The 23,298-nt window shown below is 56.4% G+C and carries 22 protein-coding genes; 9 read left to right on the top strand and 13 right to left on the bottom strand.

All coding sequences use genetic code 11. The features are described from left to right. Positions 1–185: 185 nt before the first annotated feature. Positions 186–605 (bottom strand): DUF4186 domain-containing protein, encoded by a 420-nt coding sequence (locus tag QZH36_RS00760; RefSeq protein WP_253453664.1) that lies wholly within the window; start codon positions 603–605, stop codon positions 186–188. Positions 606–743: 138 nt separating this feature from the next. Here QZH36_RS00760 and QZH36_RS00755 point away from each other — a divergent pair, with 138 nt between their 5' ends. Then, positions 744–1,088: a RidA family protein gene (locus QZH36_RS00755; protein ID WP_301252791.1), complete on the top strand. Its 345-nt coding sequence runs from the start codon at positions 744–746 to the stop codon at positions 1,086–1,088. 32 nt (positions 1,089–1,120) lie between these two features. Here QZH36_RS00755 and QZH36_RS00750 read toward each other — a convergent pair whose 3' ends face one another. After that, entirely contained in the window at positions 1,121–1,372 is a 252-nt protein-coding gene (locus QZH36_RS00750) for a YoaH family protein (protein ID WP_253460853.1), read from the bottom strand. 110 nt (positions 1,373–1,482) lie between these two features. On the opposite strand from QZH36_RS00750, the gene pabB reads away from it, so the two are divergent. From pabB to pdeD, 4 genes are all read left to right on the top strand, one after another. Continuing rightward, positions 1,483–2,844, top strand: coding sequence for an aminodeoxychorismate synthase component 1 (pabB, locus tag QZH36_RS00745; RefSeq protein WP_301729458.1), 1,362 nt, complete (start codon positions 1,483–1,485; stop codon positions 2,842–2,844). After that, complete coding sequence (locus tag QZH36_RS00740; protein ID WP_253460847.1) at positions 2,837–3,409, top strand: CoA pyrophosphatase; 573 nt, start codon at positions 2,837–2,839, stop codon at positions 3,407–3,409. The genes pabB and QZH36_RS00740 overlap by 8 nt, the downstream gene beginning before the upstream one ends. Before the next feature lie 332 nt (positions 3,410–3,741). Continuing rightward, positions 3,742–5,106, top strand: coding sequence for an L-serine ammonia-lyase (gene sdaA / locus QZH36_RS00735; protein WP_253460844.1), 1,365 nt, complete (start codon positions 3,742–3,744; stop codon positions 5,104–5,106). 164 nt (positions 5,107–5,270) lie between these two features. After that, on the top strand, positions 5,271–6,833 hold the full coding sequence (pdeD, locus tag QZH36_RS00730; RefSeq protein WP_301729457.1) for a cyclic di-3',5'-guanosine monophosphate phosphodiesterase PdeD: 1,563 nt from the start codon (positions 5,271–5,273) through the stop codon (positions 6,831–6,833). Between the two features lie 13 nt (positions 6,834–6,846). On the opposite strand, the gene QZH36_RS00725 is transcribed toward pdeD, so the two are convergent. From QZH36_RS00725 to QZH36_RS00700, 6 genes are all read right to left on the bottom strand, one after another. Next, complete coding sequence (locus QZH36_RS00725) at positions 6,847–8,406, bottom strand: TerC family protein (protein WP_301729456.1); 1,560 nt, start codon at positions 8,404–8,406, stop codon at positions 6,847–6,849. A 282-nt stretch (positions 8,407–8,688) separates the two neighbouring features. After that, on the bottom strand, positions 8,689–9,549 hold the full coding sequence (rlmA, locus tag QZH36_RS00720) for a 23S rRNA (guanine(745)-N(1))-methyltransferase (protein WP_301252796.1): 861 nt from the start codon (positions 9,547–9,549) through the stop codon (positions 8,689–8,691). 160 nt (positions 9,550–9,709) lie between these two features. Next, complete coding sequence (gene cspE, locus QZH36_RS00715) at positions 9,710–9,919, bottom strand: transcription antiterminator/RNA stability regulator CspE (protein WP_001062678.1); 210 nt, start codon at positions 9,917–9,919, stop codon at positions 9,710–9,712. A gap of 53 nt (positions 9,920–9,972) precedes the next feature. Next, the gene (locus QZH36_RS00710; RefSeq protein WP_253461303.1) at positions 9,973–10,074 is read right to left on the bottom strand and encodes a DUF2627 domain-containing protein; all 102 of its coding nucleotides are present in this window, start codon (positions 10,072–10,074) and stop codon (positions 9,973–9,975) included. 543 nt (positions 10,075–10,617) lie between these two features. After that, positions 10,618–11,616, bottom strand: a complete 999-nt coding sequence (locus tag QZH36_RS00705) for an MBL fold metallo-hydrolase (protein WP_301729455.1) — start codon at positions 11,614–11,616, stop codon at positions 10,618–10,620. A gap of 24 nt (positions 11,617–11,640) precedes the next feature. Then, positions 11,641–11,892: a YebO family protein gene (locus tag QZH36_RS00700; RefSeq protein ID WP_301729454.1), complete on the bottom strand. Its 252-nt coding sequence runs from the start codon at positions 11,890–11,892 to the stop codon at positions 11,641–11,643. 205 nt (positions 11,893–12,097) lie between these two features. Here QZH36_RS00700 and QZH36_RS00695 point away from each other — a divergent pair, with 205 nt between their 5' ends. Further along, complete coding sequence (locus QZH36_RS00695) at positions 12,098–12,334, top strand: YobH family protein (protein WP_253460826.1); 237 nt, start codon at positions 12,098–12,100, stop codon at positions 12,332–12,334. A gap of 35 nt (positions 12,335–12,369) precedes the next feature. Here QZH36_RS00695 and kdgR read toward each other — a convergent pair whose 3' ends face one another. Further along, positions 12,370–13,161 carry a DNA-binding transcriptional regulator KdgR gene (gene kdgR / locus QZH36_RS00690; protein ID WP_253460823.1) on the bottom strand — a complete coding sequence of 264 codons (792 nt, stop codon included), beginning with the start codon at positions 13,159–13,161 and terminating at the stop codon, positions 12,370–12,372. Between the two features lie 161 nt (positions 13,162–13,322). Between kdgR and QZH36_RS00685 the strand changes: the two genes are divergently transcribed. Next, positions 13,323–14,738, top strand: coding sequence for an MFS transporter (locus tag QZH36_RS00685; RefSeq protein WP_437177820.1), 1,416 nt, complete (start codon positions 13,323–13,325; stop codon positions 14,736–14,738). Between the two features lie 51 nt (positions 14,739–14,789). Here QZH36_RS00685 and htpX read toward each other — a convergent pair whose 3' ends face one another. The 4 genes from htpX to msrC all read right to left on the bottom strand — a co-directional run bounded on the left by htpX (position 14,790) and on the right by msrC (position 19,229). Further along, complete coding sequence (htpX, locus tag QZH36_RS00680) at positions 14,790–15,671, bottom strand: protease HtpX (RefSeq protein WP_125287812.1); 882 nt, start codon at positions 15,669–15,671, stop codon at positions 14,790–14,792. A 233-nt stretch (positions 15,672–15,904) separates the two neighbouring features. Further along, positions 15,905–17,932 (bottom strand): carboxy terminal-processing peptidase, encoded by a 2,028-nt coding sequence (gene prc, locus QZH36_RS00675; RefSeq protein WP_301729453.1) that lies wholly within the window; start codon positions 17,930–17,932, stop codon positions 15,905–15,907. Between the two features lie 19 nt (positions 17,933–17,951). Continuing rightward, positions 17,952–18,632, bottom strand: a complete 681-nt coding sequence (gene proQ / locus QZH36_RS00670) for an RNA chaperone ProQ (protein ID WP_125287814.1) — start codon at positions 18,630–18,632, stop codon at positions 17,952–17,954. A 96-nt stretch (positions 18,633–18,728) separates the two neighbouring features. After that, positions 18,729–19,229 carry a free L-methionine (R)-S-oxide reductase MsrC gene (gene msrC, locus QZH36_RS00665; protein ID WP_253460817.1) on the bottom strand — a complete coding sequence of 167 codons (501 nt, stop codon included), beginning with the start codon at positions 19,227–19,229 and terminating at the stop codon, positions 18,729–18,731. Positions 19,230–19,426: 197 nt separating this feature from the next. Between msrC and yebS the strand changes: the two genes are divergently transcribed. After that, complete coding sequence (yebS, locus tag QZH36_RS00660) at positions 19,427–20,671, top strand: membrane integrity lipid transport subunit YebS (protein ID WP_253460815.1); 1,245 nt, start codon at positions 19,427–19,429, stop codon at positions 20,669–20,671. Further along, complete coding sequence (locus QZH36_RS00655) at positions 20,640–23,276, top strand: PqiB family protein (protein WP_253460812.1); 2,637 nt, start codon at positions 20,640–20,642, stop codon at positions 23,274–23,276. Before yebS ends, QZH36_RS00655 begins: the two co-directional genes overlap by 32 nt. Positions 23,277–23,298 lie beyond the last annotated feature (22 nt).

The following is a 23,298-nucleotide window of genomic DNA, read 5'->3' as shown; positions in this document are numbered from 1 at the left end:
TATTTTTTCAATTAAAACAATAATCTTAGAAGATTGCATACGAATACCCCTTATTTTACCAGTGGATTTGCCTGCCAGAGCAAAACTAGAATGTTACCGGTAAAATCGCAAGCCTTTCCCTTTATCAATTCAATTAACTTTGTTAATGCATATTTCGTTTTTATAGCCACATCCCGCCACGGGCCTTACAGCAGCCTGAGCTGTTTATCCTTTGTCGGGTCTTTTTTGCGGCGCGGCGCGGGAGGCTGCGGCCGCTGCATCTCCAGCCGCAGCCAGTGCAGGATCGCCTGCACAACCCACGCCTGCTGCGCTGCCGTTAGCGGCTGGTGCGCAGGTATCTGGTGCCATTTGCTCAGGCAGCCGCGACAGCAGGTGGCCGTGGCATGCTGGGCAATAAATACCGGATGACCGCGCATCGGCGTTTGCTTGCCGTCATTAACAGGCTCTGCGGGAGCAAGGCGCTCACGAATAAAGTCAGCAGCATGCGCGACGATCTCCTCTTCGCCCTTGTCCAGGCAATAGCGGTATTCGCGGTGGCCTAAATGGAATTTTTGCCGAAACGGCGAGCGCGACAGGCGCAGAAAAAGATCGTCAATGGCGGGCATAATCAATCCAGGCAGAAAAAGTAAGGCAGAGCGCCAGCATAGCATTCTCCTGCCGCCGACAGGAATGCTGAGGGATGACAACCACGCAGGCATTATGCCAGGCTATCGGCCACTAAAGTGATAACAAGAGAGAACCTGATGCCTATTGATCGTCTTGACCCGGAACACCGCATGTCGGAAGCGGTTGTGCATAACGATACGATTTATTACACCAGCGTGCCGGAAAACCTGGACGAGGACGCCGAAGCGCAGACGGCTAACGCGCTGGCGGTAATCGACCGCATCCTGACCCGCCTGGGCTCGGATAAAAGCCGTATTCTGGACGCCACTATTTTTCTGGTACACAAAGAGGATTTTCCGGCGATGAACCGCGCCTGGGACGCCTGGGTGTCGCCAGGCAACGCGCCGGTGCGCTGCACCGTGCAGGCCGGCCTGATGAACCCGAAATATCTGGTTGAGATCAAGATCGTCGCCGCCAGATAAACTTATGGCGCACCGGGCGGTGCGCCATTTACTTACTCTTCTTCTTCGTCGTCAGCGTGGTGAGCGTCGTGGTAGTTAGCCCGCTCGCGCGCCTCGTCTTCATCCTCTTCATCTTCATCGTCAAAACGAACGGCAATCATCTCGCCCGTGTGCGTTTCGCGAATTTCAGCCGCCACCAGCTGGATAGCCTGTCCGCTGCTCATGCCGTCGGCCATCAGCTCCTGGATACGCTCCACTGCCTGCTGTTGCTGCTCAAGCGACAGCGCCGGTAAACCACTAATCATAATTGCTCCTGTTTCAGTCGCGGGAATTATTCCACGCGTAACAAACAGATGCCAGCAGCAGAAAAATATGTCAGGCTTGCTGCCTGTTTTAGTTCTGATCTGCCTTAATCATGCCACCTGTTTATTATCCTCTGGAGTATACGCCCGAATCGCTCGGGGATCTGTTTACTGTTATCGCCCATCAGCCCTGGGCGATGCTGCTGGACTCCGGCTTTGCGGAACACAGCGACAATCGCTTCGATATTATGGTCGCCGACCCCGTCGCCACGCTGACCACCTGCGGCGGTCTGACCTGCGTAGTACGTGACGGCCTGGTGACGGAAAGCGAACAGGATCCGCTCGTTCTGCTGCATCAGACGTTGCAGGAGAGCAATTTGCAGGCGGCTGAAAGCAGCGACTACCCTTTTCAGGGCGGCGCGCTGGGGCTGTTCGGCTACGATCTGGGGCGGCGGTTCGAGAAGCTGCCGCAGCGGGCGAAGCCGGATTTAACCACGCCGGATATGGCCGTGGGCATTTACGACTGGGCGCTGATTGCCGATCACCATCGCCAGACCCTGACGCTGATCACGCATGGCGACGCCGCGCAACGGCTGCGCTGGCTTGATGAACAAACGCCGCAGGTGCCCGAGCCTTTTCGCCTGACCAGCGCCTGGGCTTCCAATATGAGTCGTGAAGCCTACGGCGAGAAGTTCCGTCAGGTGCAGGCGTGGCTGCGCAGCGGCGACTGCTATCAAATCAATCTGGCCCAGCGCTTTCAGGCCAGCTACAGCGGCGATGAATGGCAGGCATACAGATCGCTGACCCGCCAGAACCGCGCGCCCTTCAGCGCCTTTCTTCGCCTGCCGGACAGCGCCATCTTAAGCCTTTCGCCCGAACGCTTTCTGCATATGGCGGCGGGCGAAATCGAAACCCGCCCAATTAAGGGCACGCTGCCGCGCCTGAGCGATCCCCAGGCCGATCGCCGTCAGGCGGAGAAGCTGGCGCAGTCGCCTAAGGATCGGGCGGAAAACCTGATGATTGTCGACCTGCTGCGCAACGATATTGGCCGCGTAGCCGTACCCGGCACGGTAAAAGTGCCGGAGCTGTTTGTCGTAGAGCCTTTCCCGGCGGTGCATCATCTGGTCAGTACCATTACCGGCACGCTGAAACCCGGGCTTACGGCCTGCGATCTGCTGCGCGCCTGTTTCCCTGGCGGATCTATCACCGGTGCGCCTAAAGTACGGGCAATGGCTATTATCGATGAGCTTGAACCGCACCGCCGCAACGCCTGGTGCGGCAGCATCGGTTATCTCAGCGTCTGCGGCCGCATGGATACCAGCATCACCATCCGCACCCTGACGGCGGAAAACGGCCAGCTTTACTGTACCGCTGGCGGCGGTATCGTGGCCGACAGCGACGAGCAGTCGGAATATCAGGAAACGTTCGATAAGGTAAACCGCATTCTTCCCTGTCTGGAGCACTATCATGCCTGACGCGTCACCGGCGCTGGAGCGTTTTATCACCCGTTTTCAGCTACAGCGGCCCGAGCCTGCCGTGCCTCAGCTGCCCACGCGCCAGGCGGCGGTGCTGGTGCCGATTATTAACCGTCCGCGTCCTGCGCTGCTGCTGACCCGACGCGCCGCCACGCTGCGCAAGCATGCCGGGCAGGTCGCCTTCCCCGGCGGGATGCGGGATAATGAAGATCGGTCACTGATTTACACCGCGCTGCGCGAAGCGCAGGAAGAGGTCGCTATTCCGCCTGAAAGCGTAAAGGTGATCGGCGTGCTGCCGCCCGTGACCAGCAGCACCGGTTTTCAGGTTACGCCGGTAGTAGGCATTCTGCCTGATAATCTTGCCTGGCACGCCAATGAAGCGGAGGTGGAATCGGTTTTTGAGATGCCGCTTCAGGAAGCACTCCGGCTGGGGCGCTATGCACCGCTGGATATCCAGCGCCACGGCATAACGCACCGGATCTGGCTTTCCTGGTTTGACGACTATTTTATTTGGGGCATGACCGCGGGCATTATCCGCCAGCTCAGCCTACAGGTAACAGAGTAGCGGTTTCGCACAAAATAGCGTCGCTTGCCCGCTTTGCCAGAGCTTTACAGCAAAACGGCAAAGAAATTCCCTCTTTTAGTTTGCCTTACCCCTTCACAATTAGCGTAAATCCTTTATATTGCAGCGCAAAAGACCGGCCCCGAATCATAGCGGGCCGGTTTTTGTTTGCCTTAGTTCAGGTCAGGCAGAAAAAAGCAGCGGACGCCAGTGTGATGCAGCCCGCAATAACTTTTCTGTCTGCAGAAGATTAGTTTATTTCATGCGACTATCGTTCACATGATGATTACCATTAAATATTATCCAGCGATTAACTGCGGACCCGGGAGCAGAATGTGATTAGCGTTTTCGACATGTTTAAGATCGGCATAGGCCCATCCAGTTCCCATACGGTGGGGCCGATGAAAGCCGGCAAACAGTTTGTTGACGATCTGGTCAGCCTGGGCAAATTAACCGATGTGACGCGCATCGCCGTCGACGTTTACGGTTCGCTTTCTCTGACCGGTAAAGGGCACCACACCGATATCGCGATTATTATGGGCCTGTCGGGCGCCTCGCCGGAAAGTGTGGATATCGACGGCATTCCGGCCTTTATTCGTGATGTAGAGGCGCGACAGCGTCTGCTGCTGGCCGGCGGCGCGCACGAAGTCGATTTTCCACGCGAAGGCGGCATGGTGTTTCGCAGCGATAATCTCTCCCTGCATGAAAACGGTATGCGCATTCATGCCTTCTCGGGCGACGAGCTGATTTACAGCAAAACCTACTATTCCATCGGCGGCGGCTTTATCGTCGATGAAGAGCATTTCGGCCAGTCCACGCTGAACGAAGTGTCGGTGCCCTATCCGTTCAACTCAGCGAAAGAGATGCTGGCCCACTGTCATGAAACCGGCCTGTCGCTTTCCGGTATGGTGATGAAGAACGAACTGGCGCTGCACAGCCGGGCGGAGATCGAACACTATTTCGCGGACGTCTGGCAGAGCATGCGCGACTGTATCGATCGCGGCCTGAATACCGAAGGCGTTCTGCCTGGCCCGCTGCGCGTACCGCGCCGCGCCGCCGCGCTGCGCCGTTTGCTGGTTTCCTCCGACAAACTTTCCAGCGATCCTATGAACGTGATCGACTGGGTAAACATGTTTGCGCTGGCCGTTAACGAAGAGAACGCGGCGGGCGGCCGGGTGGTGACGGCCCCAACCAACGGCGCCTGCGGCATCGTGCCGGCCGTGCTGGCCTATTACGATCACTTTATCGCTTCGGTCAGTCCCGATATTTTTATCCGCTATTTTATGGCGGCGGGCGCTGTCGGCATCCTGTACAAGATGAACGCCTCGATTTCCGGCGCGGAAGTGGGCTGCCAGGGCGAGGTCGGCGTGGCCTGTTCAATGGCGGCGGCGGGTCTGGCCGAGCTGCTGGGCGCCAGCCCGGAGCAGGTTTGCGTGGCGGCGGAAATCGGCATGGAGCACAACCTGGGCCTGACCTGCGATCCGGTTGCGGGTCAGGTGCAGGTTCCCTGCATCGAACGTAACGCCATTGCTTCGGTAAAAGCGATTAACTCCGCGCGCATGGCGATGCGGCGTACCAGCGAGGCACGCGTTTCGCTGGATAAAGTGATCGAAACGATGTATGAAACCGGCAAGGATATGAACGCCAAATACCGTGAAACTTCTCGCGGCGGCCTGGCGATAAAAGTACAGTGTGACTGATTTTTCGCCAGCGCCTTCTGCGGCGCTGGCGCTTTCCTTTTCCCCTCTCTTTCTGCTGTTGGCAACCCGCTGTTTAACCCCGTTTTTCATTTCTCAGGACTAAACTTAATCTTACTTTTGCCGATAACAGGCTGGTTCGCGTTTCGCTTTAAGGATGGTCATTAATGCAAGTGTCACAGGAAGCCACTGGGGCGTTTCGCCGCAGACGCTTGTTAATTGCTGTGGTAGTCGCCGCACTGGTGCTTATCCTTACCCTGGCTTTACGCTTTATCGTCGAAAAAAATCATATCGAAAAGCTGTCGCACACTTTTGCCAGCAAAGCGATCCAGCGTTTCGATCGCCTTTTTTCGCCGCTTGACGTGGCGGCTAATAATACGCTGGGGCTGGTGGGCCTGCCGTGCGATCAGGTTCGTTTTCCGCTGGTAGAAAAGCTGGCCTCGCTGCAAACCGTGCGATCAATTATCCTGGTCGATCGGGACAATATGTACTGTTCCAGCATTTATGGCAGTACCAATCTTGCCTTCAGCGCCACCTATCCCGAACTGGCCGTAAACAATCAGCGAATGTTGCTAAGCACCGACGATCATCTGCTTAAGGGATCACCGGTACTGCTGCTGTGGACGCCGCTGGAAGCAGGCAACAGGGCCGGGATCCTGCAACTCGTTAATATCGAGCTGATGAGCAACTACCTGCTTGAGCCTGAGTTGCCGTGGGTGGAACGCGTTATTTTCAACGTAGGCGAACACAGCCTGGAATACGGCAATCCCCTGATTGAAAAAGCGCTGCCGTCCGAGGATGAAGTCAGCTATCAGGACGCCTCGCTGCGCTATCCTTTTTCCGTCACGCTGTATGGGCCGGCGCCCGCCAGGCTGGCGCTGCTGGCGCTGCCTGAACAGCTGCCGCTGGCGCTGCTGCTGAGCCTGCTGTCCGGCTACATTGTCTGGCTGGCGACCGCGAACCGCATGAGCCTTGCCTGGCAGATCAGCTACGGCATTAACGCGCGTGAATTTATGGTGTACTGCCAGCCGCTGATTAACGCCCGCAGCGGCGAATGCGAAGGCATCGAGCTGCTGCTGCGCTGGCATAACGACCGCCAGGGCTGGGTATCGCCAGATCTTTTTATTCCGCTGGCCGAGCGGCATAATTTAATCGCGCCGCTGACGCGTTATGTGTTAACCGAGGTGGTCAGCCAGCTGCCGCTGCTGCCGGCCCGCTCCGATTTCCATATTGCCATCAACGTCGCTTCCAGCCATTTTCATGACCGGCAAATCGTGACGGATTTGAAGCAGCTCTGGTGGCCGGCGAACCCGGCTCCGCAGCTGATTGTGGAACTGACCGAGCGCGATGCGCTGCCGGAGGTTGACCAGCGCGTGGTGGCTCAGCTGCGCCAGAACGGCGTGAAGCTGGCGATTGACGATTTCGGCACCGGCCACAGTTCGCTCTCCTATCTGAAAACGCTTAGCCCGGACGTGCTGAAAATCGATAAGGTTTTTACCGCGGCGATAGGGACAGACGCGATTAACGCGACCGTTACGGATATGGTGATTTCCCTGGCGCAGCGGCTGAATATCAGCCTGGTTGCGGAAGGCGTGGAAACGGCAGCTCAGGCGGCCTACCTGCGTGAGAAAGGCGTGGATGTGTTGCAGGGATATCTGTTTGCCCGACCGATGCCGCTGGAAAGTTTCCCTCAGTGGCTTAGCGAACATCAGCCGCCCGGCGGCGGCTGATGTTTCGTCAGGTTTAGCCTTCTTCCACCGGGGCTTTTTCCCGCGTCACGCGGACCAGATCAATACGATAGTCGGTAGCAGAGACAATCTGGAAGGCGAACGGCGGCAGTGCTATTACCTCGCCCGCCTGGGGCAGCTGGCCTTTCTGGGCAATCAGCAGTCCCGCCAGCGAAGCATGATCGTCTGCCGGCTTCACCAGCATCTGGGTATCCAGCAGCTGCTGCAAAGAATGCAGATCGGTGCCGCCCTTCACCAGCCAGCCTTCGCCATCAGCGACGATATCAGGCGTTTCATCCTCATCCGGGAACTCGCCCGCAATCGCCTCCAGCACGTCCAGCGGCGTTATCAGACCCTGCACCACGCCGAACTCATTGCTTACCACCACAAAGCTGCCCCTGGCGCGACGCAGCACGCCCAGCAGATTGATCGGATCCAGCGTTTCCGGCACGATCACCGGCGGCATAGCGGCAGCGTAGGTGGCAACATCAATGCCCTGCTCCAGGGCCACCAGCAGCTCTTTTGCCCGCACGACGCCGACAATCTCATCCAGCTCTCCCCGGCAGACGGGGAACAGGCTGTGCGGCGTATCCAGCAGCTGCACGCGGATTTCATCCGCCGGACGCTCGGCGTTGACCCAGGAAATATCGCCGCGCGGCGTCATAATGCTGCGTACCGAGCGCGAGGCCAGCGTCAGCACGCCGTTAATCATATAGCGCTCTTCATCTTTAAAGGTTTCCTGCGGCATCAGCTTGAGGGTTTCGCTCTCCTGTTCGCCGTTATCCGTATGGCCGCCGCGTCGTCCCCCCATAAGCCGCTGAATAGCTTCGGCGGTACGCTCACGCATCGGTCTTTTGGACTGATGGCGAAGAAAATTCACCCGCGCGATCTGATTAAACAGCTCGATCAGAATAGAGAAGCCGATAGCCGCGTAGAGGTAGCCTTTTGGAATATGGAAGCCAAAGCCTTCCGCCACCAGGCTAAGCCCGATCATCAACAGGAAGCTGAGGCAGAGCACCACGACCGTAGGATGCGCGTTGACAAACCGGGTCAGCGGTTTTGAGGCCAGCAGCATCACGCCCATCGCGATCACCACCGCCGTCATCATAATCGCCAGGTTGTTGACCATGCCAACGGCAGTGATTACCGCATCCAGCGAGAAGACGGCATCCAGCACTACAATCTGGATAACCACGGACCAAAAGCTGGCATAGCCCTTAGCGCCTCCGCCCATGTGCTCACGGTTTTCCAGCCTTTCATGCAGCTCCATCGTCGCTTTGAACAGCAGAAAGAAACCGCCGACCAGCAGGATCAGATCGCGCCCCGAAAAGCTGAAATCCGCGACGCTGAACAACGGACGCGTCAGGGTCACCATCCAGGAGATCAGAGAAAGCAGACCCAGGCGCATAATCAGCGCCAGAGACAGGCCTATCAGACGGGCTTTATCACGCTGCTTTGGCGGCAGCTTATCGGCCAGGATGGCGATAAAAACCAGGTTATCTATTCCCAACACGATTTCAAGGACGACCAGCGTCAGCAGACCGGCCCAGATTGACGGGTCTAAGAGAAATTCCATGACAGGCTCCGAACAGAGATAGGGGAAAAAGAAACTGGCAACACCATCGCGCAGCTTATGGCTGGATACAAGGAAAGATAAGCGCCATCAAAAGGCAAAGTCAGAGTGGCCGCGTAGGCCGGTGGCTTAGTTAAACAACTTCGGTGACGATCCATAGGGAGGGCGCAGGCCCGTGGCTCCTGTAAAAATTAAGGAGTTCTACTGTAAACAGCGCAAGGGACAACGTCAAAATATTTGCTTACATTTACAGAAGACCGTTCTGTAACAAACGGCCCTGCTCCGCTATTCGCCAGAAGAAGGCGCCTCTGCCTGCTGCGCAGCCTCAGGCTTTTCCTTTTGCCACAGGCGCAGCGTAAAGTCCGTTTCAACCTCAAACGACGGCGTGGTAGCCAGTACGCCCCAGACTTCAGGACGGGCGCGCCACGCAAAAGGCGTCATCTGCAAGAGTGCGGCGGACGTCTCACTGTTAAGGCTCATTAAATAATTAAGCGAATGCTGCTCTACCAGCGTAAAGCCCGGCAACGCTTCGGGCGTTTCATCATGCAGGCGTGCTTCCTGATAGATTAGCTCTTTGAACTGCAGCAGGTGACGCGGCCCCGGCGTAACGGTCAGGACGTAGCCGTGGGGCTTTACTACCCGCGCCAGCTCCTCCGCCTTGCAGGGCGCATAGATACGCAGCACGGCATCAAACTGTTCGCTGGCAAACGGCAACCGGTGGCTGGACGCCACGCAAAAACGAACGTTGCGATAGCGTTTAGCGCCAGCACGCACCGCGACTCTGGATACATCCAGCGCGTGGACTTCCGCCTCGCCGTTTTTTTGCAGCATATCGGCCACCGCGTGGGTGTAGTAGCCTTCGCCACAGCCAATATCGAGCACGCTGGCGTTTTCGGGCGGCAGGATGCGCTGGAAAATATCGCAGACGCTGGACTGGAGAGGCTGATAGTGCCCGGCATCCAGAAATTCACGTCGCGCCTGCATCATCTCGGCGCTGTCGCCCGGCTGCTTCGATCGCTTGTGCTGCACCGGCAGCAGATTGACGTAGCCCTCTTTTGCCCGATCGAACTGATGCCGGTTTTCACATCGCCAGCCGGAAGCATCGGGCAGCAAGGGATGATGGCAAAGCGGGCAAAGATAAGACATAACAACTCTCCGGTAACGTTAAGAGCGGCAGTTTACCGGAAATATGCAGGCCAGGGCAGGTTTTCATGGCCGGAAAGGAAAAAGCCCCGCCGATACCGGCAGGGCTTTATTATTCTGATGCTTGCCTGAACCGTCGCGCGGGCAACGGCAAGATCGAAAATTAGATAGCGGTGACGTTCACAGCAGCAGGGCCTTTCTGGCCGTCCTGAATTTCGAACTCAACGTTCTGGCCTTCAGCCAGAGTTTTGAAGCCATTGCCCTGGATAGCAGAGAAGTGTACGAACACGTCTTTGCTGCCGTCTGCAGGGGTAATGAAGCCAAAACCTTTAGACTCGTTGAACCACTTAACCTGACCTTTAATCTTTGCCATTTTGCAAATTCCTTAGAGTGTTAATTCGCCCGGGGGCGTGACGTACAGAAAAATCAGAGACACAACTGCATGAGGCATAAATTAAGGCTCGGCAAGGAAGCGGTATTCAACGTAACGTCTTTACTCAGAACTTCTTTACTGAAGATGCCATACATAAACAGAACTGTACCCCGTTTTACCAAAAGCGTTATCACATATTCGATTATTAATGGCAAGTCATTTTTATAAGGTCGTCGGACTGTCGCACATATTTGAAACGTCTGCGGCACTTATTGCACATCAACAAAGGAATTATTGAACGTCGCCAGAGTAAAACCGAATGGCACAGGCCCGTCGGTCATGCAATTTTCTAAGCACATCTTAGCCTGCCGCCGCTGCCAAGTCTACGGCTTCTCGCTGCGCTCCGGGCGATTTTCCATCTGGCTTATTGCAGAAATATGACATTGCTTACTCAAAAATCTTCATTTAAAGATGGCTCCGCGCCACGCAAAATTAGAATGGCATTGGGGTATCAAAAGGAGCATATGGTTCATATTTAAATTTAAACTGCACCAAAATCAGGAAAATGTATTTTTGCCTGCCCCATTTAAATGCAGCCTCCTTCCCGATTAATTGCCATTAGTACCATCAATCTATTTGGATTAACCGGCATTGATATCAGCGCGTACGCATTTTAAATTCCCTTACCAGGATTATTCTTAATTTATATTTTTAAGGGGCATCCTCGCGCCAATTTTCCACGCGCTGAAACGGTGCTCGTCCAGCTTTGCTGCCTGCATCTTTTCGCTCAGCACGCGCGGCGGCTCGTCCAGCGATTCGTCCGCCAGCTCGAATACGCCCCAATGAATGGGAATGGTGACGGGCTGGCCCAGCGCCTGATGTAGCGAAATGGCCTCGTCCGGATCCATATGCTGTCCGCGCATAAACCACTGCGGCGCATAAGCGCCCGTTGGCAAAGCAGCCAGGTTGAAAGGCCCCAGCCTGCGCGGGATCGCCAGCAGCCTTTCGGAATAGCCGCTGTCGCCGCTGAACCAGAAATTTACGCCCTGACTCTTTACTACCCAACCGCACCATAAAGAGCGGTTGCGATCCCAGGGCGTACGCATACTCCAGTGACGCGCCGGAACGGCAAAGATCTGCATTTCGCGATCGGTGACGCTTTCCCACCAGTCCAGCTGCGTGACCTTTTTCGCCCCGCGTTTTTTAAACCAGGGCGCCAGCCCCAGCGGCACCACAAAATGCACGTCCGGAAAATGACGCAGGATCAGTTTGATGGTAGGCCAGTCAAGATGGTCGTAATGGCTGTGCGAAATCAGTACGCGATCCAACGCGGGCAGGTCTTCGACTTTCAGCGCGGCAGGCGTTTTGCGCTGCGGCCCGTAAAATTGGAGCGGCGACGCGCGCGACGCCAGCGCGGGATCGATCAGCGTGTATTTGCCCGAGGTGCGCAGCAGCAGGCAGGCATGGCCCAGCCACCAGACGGCATCCTCCTCGCCGCTTAAATCGGCAGGCTGCCACCACTGACGAATAAACGCATCGTAGCCCTGCGCCGGTGGAAAAGGCAGCCCCTGCGCCTTGCGCTCTTTGCGCCAGCGCTGTAAATCACCGGGCTGGCGGAGATCCTGTTCAGGGTTACGGAAGCCTTCCGGCGTGTGGTGCGCTTTTTGCGGATCGTACCAGGGGTTTTGCCAGGCCATACGGTGCTCCTTGTGCCGGAGCGATTAGCGCTCCGGAATTAAACGAATAAAATCAGTCTCATTGTTATCTTCAGCCGGCACCTGCCGCGCGCCGACAAGCTTTATCAGCAGCTGGTTCTGCCGTTTCTGCTCGTCAAGCAGCTCCTCCAGCAGGCGGATCTGTTCATTAGCTCTGACGCTGGCGCGAGTAATAAAAAACCAGGCGACCAGCCCGACAAGCATAATGCCGATAAGCAAGCCGGCTCCCGCCGCGCCATTGGCGACCTCGTTTAACATACCTATACTCCTGATGTTACATATAATTATAATGAGCCGAATTTTACCTGCTCATCAACGAATTGATAGCGCGCTGATGGAAATTTAGGAACCTTCGCGCAGGCTTTATGGCGGCACTGCTGTATGCTGACAATGTTTTGCGTATCTGCTCACAATGTACTGGCGTCGGCGACTACGGGAAAGGCCGACGCATAAAGGAGAAAGCATGAAATTTTTTGTTCGTCTTGTTGGCCTGCTGGTCGTGATTTGGCTGGCTCTGCTGGTCACCGGCTATGGCGTACTGGCCGGAAGCCATAAGAATGTCGCAGGGATGGGGCTGCAATGCCAGTATCTTACCGCTCGCGGCATGACCACCGCCCAGTATCTGCACAGCGACAGCGGCATTGTCGGCGTCACCGACTGCCCTTTGCTGAAAAAAAGCAGTGAAGTGATCGATAACTGAAACCGCGACGGGCCGAGTGCTGTCGGCCCGTCGGTTCAGAAAGGATAGTCCCGATAGCCCATCTGTTCCGATATCAGCCTGCCCGCACGGTGCAGCATCGCAACATAGTTGCCCTTCTCTTCTTCCGTAAAACGGATGGTCGGGAAGGAGATGCTCAGTCCGGCAATCACCACGCCAAAGCGATCGAATATCGGCACGGCAATGCAGCGCAATCCCTCTTCCTGTTCTTCGTTATCTTCGCCAAAGCCCTGTGCGCGTACCCGTTCCAGCTGGGTTATCAGCGCGTCCGTAGACGTAAGCGTGCGGGAGGTATTCTTCTGAAAGCTGACCTCTGCCAGGATGCTTTTCACCTCTTCCGGATCGCGCCAGGCCAATAGCACTTTACCAATAGCGGTGCTGTAAAGCGGATTGCGTCGGCCAATGCGCGAGTACATGCGCAGATTGTAAAGCGAGTCGATTTTGTGAATATAAACAATACTGTCTTCTTCCAGCGCGCCCAGGTGGATCGTCTCGCGGGTGAGGCGGGAAAGTTCGCGCATCTGGATATCGGCGCTGCGTATCAGATCGACATTCTGTAACGCCTTTGCGCCCAGCTCAAACAGCTTCAGGGTCAGGCTATATTTTTCCGTGTCGCCTTCCTGCGCAACGTAGCCCAGCGACTTCATGGTCTGTAAAAAACGATAAACGGTGCTTTTCGACATCATCACCCGCTGTGACAGCTCGGTAATGCCGTGCGCTCGCTCTTCGCCTAACGCCTGTAAAATGCCAAACACTTTCAGTACGGAAGAGACCGAATCGGGCTGTTTATCCACCTCATCCTTCGCCATAACGCTTTTGCCTTATTGTTTTATAAAAAATGGAACACTATTCCCAGTATACTTTTTGCCGCAGCGGCAGCGCAACGCTAACCTGTCGGCAGCACAGACACATTTGCTGATGGTTGAGCGCGCTGAATAAATGGTAAGGCAAGGAAAAAATCATTAGCATTATGATATTCACTCTCCTGACTATTTTCTCTATGCCGCAAACTCTTCCATCGGATGGCCTGCCCGTTCCGCAGCGCTATGGCGCGATTTTAGCTATCGCACTGGGTATTACCGTTGCCGTGCTGGACGGCGCTATCGCCAACGTGGCGCTGCCAACTATTGCCCGCGATCTTCAGGCCAGTCCGGCGGCCTCGATCTGGATCGTCAACGCCTATCAGCTGGCGATTATCGTCTCGCTGCTTTCGCTCTCTTTTCTGGGCGATATCCTGGGCTACCGCCGCGTCTATCAGTGTGGACTGGTGGTATTTACCTGTACCTCGCTGTTCTGCGCGTTTTCCGACTCGCTGGGCATGTTGACCTTCGCCAGGGTGCTGCAGGGTTTTGGCGGCGCGGCACTGATGAGCGTGAACACCGCGCTGATCCGCATCATTTATCCGCAGCGCTACCTGGGGCGCGGAATGGGCATTAACTCCCTCATCGTCGCCGTCTCAACCGCCGCTGGCCCGACCGTGGCCGCTGCCGTGCTCTCTGTCGCCTCCTGGCAATGGCTGTTCCTGATTAACGTGCCGGTAGGCCTCGGCGCGCTATTTCTCGCCTTCCGCTTTCTACCCGATAATCCGCAAAAAGCCAGCGAACAGCGCTTTGATATTCCCAGTGCCATCATGAACGCGCTGACGTTTGGCCTGTTAATCTCTGCGCTGAGCGGTTTCGCCCAGGGTCAGAGCGGCAAACTGGTTGCGGCGGAACTGGTCGCGCTGGTAGTTATTGGCGTGGTGTTTATTCGTCGGCAGCTGCGGCTGCCGGTGCCGCTGCTGCCGGTCGACCTGCTGCGTATCCCGGTATTCTCGCTGTCGCTCGGCACCTCGGTATGCTCCTTTTGCGCGCAGATGCTGGCGATGGTGTCGCTGCCGTTTTTTCTGCAAACCGTGCTGCATCGCGACGAGGTAGCGACAGGCCTGCTGCTGACGCCGTGGCCGCTGGCAACGATGGTGATGGCACCAATAGCGGGCAGACTCATCGAGCGCTACCATGCCGGGCTGTTGGGCGCTATAGGGCTGGGATGCTTTGCTATCGGCCTGTTTTCGCTGGCGCTACTGCCAGCTTCGCCGGATAACTGGAACATTATCTGGCGCATGATGATCTGCGGCGCGGGCTTTGGCCTGTTTCAGTCGCCCAACAACCACACTATTATCAGTTCGGCGCCACGTCATCGCAGCGGTGGCGCGAGCGGCATGTTGGGCACGGCGCGCCTGCTGGGTCAAACCAGCGGCGCGGCGCTGGTCGCGTTAATGTTCAATCTGTTCAGCGATCAGGGCACGCACGCCTCGCTGCTGCTGGCGGGGGGATTTTCTACGCTGGCCGCCATCGTCAGCGCGCTTCGGCTGACGCAGCCGGGGCCGCAACAGAAAGCGGGCTGATCGACAGGCAAAAAAATGCCGGTCAGCGACCGGCATTTATCATCTTAACGACTATTTCAGGTACTGGCCGCTGCGCAGCGCCTCGATACGCTTATCCAGCGGTGGATGCGACATAAACAGCTCGCTCAGCGACTTCGATTTGCCGTTAATGCAGAACGCCATCATGGTGCTTGCTTCCTGCGGCTCATAGCTGGTTTTCAGACGTTGCAGCGCGGCGATCATTTTCTCGCGGCCAACCAGACGCGCCGAACCGGCATCGGCATGGTATTCACGATGGCGCGAGAACCACATGGTGATAATGCTGGCCAGAATACCGAACACCAGCTCCAGCACCATCGACACCGCAAAATAGACCAGCGGGTTGCCGTTGCTGCTTTCGCCCTCTTCGCGATCGCCCGACATAAAGCCTGCGGCTATCTGCGCGATAATACGCGAGATAAAGATCACAAAGGTGTTTACCACGCCCTGGATCAGCGTCATCGTCACCATATCGCCGTTGGCGATATGGCTGATCTCATGCGCCAGCACCGCCTCGGCCTCATCGCGGTTCATGTTTTGCAGCAGCCCGGTAGAAACCGCAACCAGTGAGGCATCGCGGCGCGCGCCGGTAGCAAAGGCATTAATGTCCGGCGCATGATAAATAGCGACCTGCGGCATAGCAATGCCCGCCTGCTGCGCCTGTCCGGCAATGGTCTGCATCAGCCAGCGCTCGGTTTCGTTACGTGGCTGCTCAATGACCTCACCGCCTACGGAGCGCAGCGCCATCCATTTAGACATCAGCAGTGAGACAAACGCACCGCCAAAGCCAAACAGACCCGCCATGATCATCAGGCCCTGAACACTGCTTGACTGAATTCCCGTCAGACTGAGGATCAGTCCAAAAACCAACATTACGCCCAGGTTGGTTAACAGGAAAAGCGCAATACGCATCATAAAATTTCTTCTTCCTCAGTTAAAAAATCGCTTATAGCGGATAACTATCCTATGGGCGCGGCAAAACATTTCAAGCGGCAAAGGGCATTAAGTGTCTAAAAAGACATAACTTTACATTTTGTCTTAACTTTTAACGTTCAGGAAAACATTGACTGTCAGGAAAGGCAAAGTTACCGCGTGGATTGGGAAAGTTCAGGTAAAAATAAGGCACAGCTTGCGCTGTGCCCTGGTGGTTATTTGGTGCTCTGGCTTTTTTCCAGCTGCGCCAGATCATTGGCGATACTGACCGTTTCGTCCAGGTAAGGATCCGGCTCTTTGTAATCCTTCGGCAGATCCTCAAGCTTCGCCAGCGGCTTTTTGCCTTCCACTTTAAAGCGGGCGTTGATCCGCTCCAGCCGCAGCGCGTCATCCTCGTGATTTTCTTTCTCGCGCTCGGCAAGATTCAGCGAGATGATATTGCGCTTATCCTTCATCGCGTTGAAGCGGGCAATATCTTTCAGGATGTACTGGAACTCCATATCCTTCGCGATACGATCCTGATGCGTCTTGAGCAGCTGCGGGATCAGCGGTTTAACATCGCCGGTTTTGGTATAGGCCGCCGCATCAATGCTGTCCCACGGCAGCGCGTTATCCTCGAATTTCTCACCGGTTTCCACCGCTTCCACGCCGGTCGGCATCAGCAGATCCGGCGTAACGCCTTTACGCTGGGTACTGCCGCCGTTAACGCGGTAGAACTTCTGGATGGTGTAGGTGATGGATCCCAGCGCAGGCCATTCGGGACGCAGCATCTGATCGTAGATACGGTTCAGCGAGCGATACTGCTGCACGGTGCCTTTACCAAAGGTCGGTTCACCGACGATCAGCGCGCGACCATAATCCTGCATGGCGGCGGCAAAGATCTCGGAAGCCGAGGCGCTGAAACGGTCTACCAGCACCACCAGCGGGCCTTTATAGTAAACCATGCTGTCGGTATCGCTGTCCTGACGCACCTTGCCGTTGTTATCGCGCACCTGCACCACCGGGCCGCCCGGAATAAACAGGCCGGAAAGCGATACCGCCTCCGTCAGCGCCCCGCCGCCGTTGGTACGCAGGTCGATCACTACGCTGTCGACATTCTGCTTCTGCAGCTTTTGCAGCTGCACTTTAACATCGTCGGTCAGACCCACGTAGAAGCCCGGAATATCCAGTACGCCGACCTTCTCTTTGCCGACGTTATGCACGCTCATTTTCACCGCGCGATCTTCCAGACGGATTTTTTCACGGGTCAGCGTAATAATACGGGTTTTGGTGCCCTTGCCGGCCGGCAGGATCTCCAGACGCACTTTGCTGCCTTTCGGGCCTTTAATCTGCGCCACGACGTCATCCAGACGCCAGCCGATCACGTCCTGAACCGGTTTGCCGGGCTGGCCGACGCCGACGATACGATCGCCCACGGTAATCGCTTTGCTTTTGGCTGCCGGGCCGCCCGCAACCATGGAGTTGATCACGGTGTAATCATCATCCATTTGCAGTACGGCGCCGATACCTTCCAGCGACAGACTCATTTCAGTATTGAACTGATCGGTATTGCGCGGAGACAGGTAGCTGGTATGCGGATCGATTTCACGCGCGAAAGCGGTCATCGCCAGCTGGAAAACGTCCTCGCTATTGCTCTGCGCCAGACGGCGGATAGCAAACTGATAGCGCTTGGTGAGAACCTCGCGGATCTCCTTTTCCTCTTTGCCCGTCAGCTTCAGGCTCAGCTCGTCATATTTGACTTTGGCATCCCAAAGCTGGTTCAGCTCCGCAGTGGTTTGCGGCCAGGGTGCCTTGCTGCGGTCGATATCAATAGTATCGTGACCGCTAAAATTCATCGGCTTGTTCAGCACCGTCAGCGCGTATTGATAGCGCTCAAAACGGCGTTTCTGCGCCAGGTTATATAAATCGTAAAAAACATCCAGCTGACCCGATTTCAGTTCATCGCCCAGCGTGGTTTTTTTGGTGTTGTACTGCGCCACGTCAGAAGCCAGCAGCACATTGTGGTTGTAGTCCAACAGATTCAGATAGCGGGCGAAAATTTTCGCGGAGAAATCTTTATCCAGGTCGAACTGACGATAGTGGGAACGCGTAAAGCGCGACGTCACGCGCTCGCTGACGGTCGCGTGCTGCGGTTCCTGATGAAGCTGCGGAATTTGCTCGGCGCGCGTAATAGCATCGGCGGCGAAAACATGTCCGGTAAACAACAGTGCAGCAATAACGGTGGTTTTAAAAAAGTTGTTCATGCCCTGATTGGCCTCCGTATCAGAACTGCAAGTGTTCTGCGCGCACTATCATTGCCAGGCCGGAAGCCAGCTGTACCCGGACGCCATCTTTTGTAATCTCAAGAATGGTTGCATCCATCGCACTTTTGCCTGCCGTGACTTTGATGTTTTGACCCACCTGCAATGCTGCGGTATCCGTAACGGGTGTCGTGCGTTGCGGTTGGCGTTCTGCGGAAGGCGCGCGGCCAGGATTACGCTGCGGCTTGCTGCGTGCGGCCCGAGGCTGCTCGCCTTCAGCAGAAGGTTTACGAACCGGCTTGCGTGGACGACGAGGGGCAGTTTCTTCACCCGCTTCGCGTTTTTTCGCCTGCTGCTGCTCGCGCTGCGCCTGAACGCGCGCCTTGGCCTCTTCGAGCTGCTTACGGGCGTGTTCCACGTGCTGCTCGTCCAGAACGCCGCAGGCGTTGCCGTCCAGGTCAACGCGGGTGGCACCAGCTTTGATGCCGTATAAATAGCGCCAGCTTGAAGTATAAAGGCGCAGCGCGGAACGAAGCTGAGTTTTACTCAGGCCCATTTCGCCCTGCACGCGGTCGACTAAATCCTGAAAGATGCCGATTTTTAGCGGTCGCGCTTCGCCTTCGGCACTGAAGCACTGTGGGAACCGCTCCGCCAGAAAGGCGATTACTTCTTTACTGCTATTCAACTTAGGTTGATTTTCCATGAAATTTCCTGATTACAACGGGTTTGCCAACCAGCGCAGGCATGAACAGGCGTCATTATAATGACACCATCAGCAAATGCTACGTGATCCAGCACTTTAGCTGCGTTTCATGTGAATAAATTTTTCCACGTCCGTGCCGGCAAGCACTTCACACAGCCCGTCAACCAGCGTAATCAGCCCGTTTTCGTCTTCCTGGTCGAAGCGATTATATTCCACGCTGTCGATATCCAGTACGCCGATCGTCTCGCCGTTTACCACCAGCGGCAGCACGATTTCGGCATTGCTGGCCGCGTCGCAGGCAATATGCCCGGGGAAGGCATGGACGTCGTCCACGCGCTGTACGGCGCTCTCCGCCACCGCCGTTCCGCAGACGCCGCGGCCTACCGGAATGCGTACGCAGGCGATTTTGCCCTGAAACGGTCCCAGCACCAGGGTCTTCTCTTCCGTCAGCAGATAAAACCCGGCCCAGTTAACGCCTTCAAGGCGCTCAAACAGCAGCGCGCTGCAGTTGCCCATCGCGGCCAGAAAACTGGTTTCGCCGGCGATAAGCGCGCGTAAATCACGATTGAGATCCGAGTAAAATTCTTTTTTAGTCATTTTTTAACCATTATTAAAACTGTTACGAAGCCCGGAATGGCTTCGCCTGATAAAATAAGCATTAAATGTCCAGACGGACAAGGTGAATGATTCCGTTAGTTAATATACCCTTGTTGGTCTGAAGCTTTAAAAACAAACGTAAGAGTGGTTCGCCGGGGCGATTTTGCCTGACCGTACCCTGCAAATCCGGATAATTCGTGAAAATATACGCTATCAGCCAAATTCTGCCTCAGGAACGTTATCAGCGTTGTCCGCAATGCGATACCCTTTTTTCCTTACCAGATGTTAAATCGAACCAGTCGGCGCACTGCCCGCGCTGCAACGCCCGTATCCTTAACGGACGCGACTGGTCGATGACGCGGCTGGCGGCAATGGCCGTCACTATGCTGCTGCTGATGCCGTTTGCCTTTAGCGAACCGCTGCTGACTATCCGGCTGCTGGGCACCACTATCCGCGCCAGCCTGCTGGAAGGCATTATCCAGATGGCGCAGCAGGGCAACGTGATTACCGCCTCTATGGTGGCCTTTTGCACCATCGGCGCGCCCGCCACGCTGGTGGCGTCAATCGGCTGGCTTTTTTTTGGTGACCGGCTGGGTTTAAATTTGCGGCCGGTGCTGCTGATGCTCGATCGGCTGAAAGAGTGGGTCATGCTGGATATCTATCTGGTCGGTATCGCCGTCGCTTCTATCAAGGTGCAGGACTATGCGGATATCAATCCCGGCACCGGCCTGCTCGCCTTTCTGTCGCTGGCCGCGCTGAGCCTGGTGACGCTTATTCATATCAACGTTGAACAGCTGTGGCATCGCTTTTATCCGCAGCCGCAGCCGCATATCGCCCCCGAGCAGCTGCGCGTTTGCCTGAACTGCCATCATACCGGCCTGCCTGACGAACGGGGCCGCTGCCCGCGCTGCCATACGCCGCTACGACTGCGTCGTCGCCACAGCCTGCAAAAATCCTGGGCGGCGCTGATCTCTGCGGTGGTATTGCTGATCCCGGCCAATCTGCTGCCGATTTCCGTTATTTATCTCAACGGCGCGCGCCAGGAGGATACTATTCTTTCCGGTATTCTTTCGCTCGCTTCCGGCAATATTCCGGTAGCGATCGTGGTTTTTATCGCCAGTATCCTGGTGCCTTTCACCAAGGTTATCGTGCTGCTGACGCTGCTGCTCAGCATCCATTTTAAATGTGAACAGGGTCTGAAAACGCGCGTTCGTCTGCTGCGGGTAGTTACCTGGGTCGGACGCTGGTCTATGCTGGACCTGTTTGTTATCGCCTTAACCATGTCGCTGGTGAATCGCGACCAGCTTCTGGCTTTTACTATGGGACCGGCTGCCTTCTATTTTGGCTCAGCGGTTATTCTTACTATCCTTGCCGTCGAGTGGCTGGATAGCCGTTTACTTTGGGATGCACATGCAACAGGAAACGCCGACTACACCGACTAGCGCACGCGTGAAAAGCCGCCGCAAAATTTCGCCGTTCTGGCTGCTGCCTTTGATTGCGCTGTTGATAGCGGGCTGGCTCGTCTGGAACAATTACCAGGAGCGCGGCACCACGGTTACCATCGATTTCGCCACCGCTGACGGCATTGTGCCTGGCCGAACGCCGGTGCGCTATCAGGGCGTCGAGGTGGGTCTGGTGCAGGGCATCAGCATGACTGACGATCTGCGCACCATTAAGATCAAGGCCAGCATCAAGAGCGATATGAAAGACGCGCTGCGCGATAAAACGCAGTTCTGGCTGGTGACGCCGAAAGCGTCACTGGCGGGCGTGTCGGGCCTGGATGCGCTGGTGGGCGGCAACTATATCGGCATGATGCCGGGCAAAGGCAAGCCGCAGGAGCATTTTGTGGCGCTGGATACGCAGCCGAAATATCGCATGAACACGGGCGAGATGATGATCCATCTGCACGCCGCCGATTTAAGCTCGCTGAATACCGGCTCGCTGGTCTATTTCCGTAAAATCCCGGTTGGCCGCGTCTATGACTACAGCATCAACCCTGGCAATCAGGGCGTAACCGTTGACGTGCTGATCGAGCGCCGATTCACCAACCTGGTGAAAAAAGAGAGCCGCTTCTGGAACGTCTCCGGGGTGAAGGCCGATGTGGGCCTGAGCGGTGCCAAAGTGCAGCTGGAGAGCCTGGCGGCACTGGTCAACGGTGCGATTGCGTTTGACTCGCCAGCCGACTCCGCGCAGGCAAAAAGCGATGACAGCTATCAGCTCTACCCGGATTTGGCGCACAGCCATCGCGGCGTGATTATCACGCTTGACCTGCCCGGCGGCAAAAACCTGAAGGCGGGCAGCACGCCGCTGATGTATCAGGGACTGGAGGTCGGCACGCTAACCGCGCTGAACTTACAGCCCGACGGCAAGGTAAAAGGCGAACTGACCATCGATCCGTCGGTAACCGGCCTGATGCGTACCGGCACCCGCATTGAGATGCGCAGCCCCAAAATCACCCTCGCCGATACCAGCCTCAGCAGTCTGTTGACCGGCAGCACGCTCGAACTGGTGCCTGGCGAAGGCGAACCGCAGGATCGCTTTACCGTGCTGCAAAGCAACGAGTCGCTGCTGCAACGGCCTGACACGCTGGAAGTGAAGCTGACCGCGCCGGAAAGCTACGGTATCGATGCGGGCCAGCCCGTGATGCTGCACGGGATGCAGATTGGCCAGGTGGTCAGCCGCAAGCTCAATGAAAAAGGCGTGAATTTTATTATCGCTGTTACGCCTGAGTATCGCGAACTGGTGCACGGCGACAGCAAGTTTATTATCAACAGTCGGCTGGACGTTAAGCTGGGGCTGGACGGTATGGAAGTGCTGGGCGCCAGCGCACGCGAATGGATCGACGGCGGCATTCGCCTGGATCCCGGCAGCAAGGGCGCGCCAAAAGAGAGCTATCCGCTGTTTGCTAATGCGGAAAAAGCCGCCGAAGGCATCACCACCAACCAGCTGCCTACCACCCTGACGCTGACCGCCAACAGCCTGCCGGATATTCAGGCCGGTTCAGTGGTGCTCTATCGTAAGTTTCAGGTCGGCGAGATCGTGGAGGTCACGCCAAGAGCTAACGAGTTCGACGTGCGCGTGCATATCAAGCCGGAATACCGCAAGCTGCTGACGCCGAACAGCGTATTCTGGTCGGAAGGCGGCGCGCGCGTGCAGCTTAACGGCAGCGGCCTGACCGTGCAGGCTTCGCCGCTTAACCGCGCGCTGAAGGGCGCGATCAGCTTTGATAACCTCAGCGGCGCCGGTGCGGGCCTGACGAGTAAAGACAAGCGCACGCTGTTTGAATCAGAAACGGCGGCCAGAGCGGTCGGCAGTCAGATTACGCTGCATACCTACGACGCCAGCAAGCTCTCCTCAGGGATGCCTATCCGCTATCTCGGCATCACCATCGGCCAGCTGGAATCTCTGGCGCTCAATAACGACAAGAATCAGGTGATTGCCAAAGCCGTGCTTTATCCGGAATACGTACAGGATTTCGCGCGGCTGGGCAGCCGGTTCTCGGTAGTGTCGCCGGAGATTTCCGCAGCGGGCGTTAATCATCTGGATACCCTGCTCCAGCCTTATATCAATGTCGATCCCGGCAAAGGCCGCGCGCAGCGCACCTTTGAACTACAGGAATCAACCATTACCGACGCACGCTATCTGGATGGTCTGAACGTGGTGCTGGACGCGCCTGAAGGCGGCTCGCTGTCTGTCGGTACGCCGGTACTGTTCCGGGGAATCGAGGTCGGTACGGTAACGGGCACCTCGCTGGGATCGATGGCCGATCGCGTGCAGATTACGCTACGCATCAGCAAAAAATACCAGCATCTGGTGCGCAATAACTCGGTGTTCTGGCTGGCCTCCGGCTACAACTTCAAGTTTGGCCTGATTGGCGGCGTGGTGAAAACCGGCACCTTCCAACAGTTTATTCAGGGCGGCATTCAGTTTGCCACCCCGCCGACCGTGCCGCTGGCACCACAGGCCACCAGCGGCAAGCATTATCTGCTGGAGGACGAGGAGCCGAAAGACTGGCGTAAATGGGGCACGGCGCTGCCGGCAAAATAATCGAAACGGGCAGCCTGGCTGC

Source organism: Erwinia wuhanensis, assembly GCF_030484085.1.
Taxonomy (GTDB): Bacteria; Pseudomonadota; Gammaproteobacteria; order Enterobacterales; family Enterobacteriaceae; genus Erwinia; species Erwinia aeris.
The sequence above is the reverse complement of the archived record's forward strand: the minus strand, read 5'-3'. Positions and strand labels throughout refer to the sequence as shown.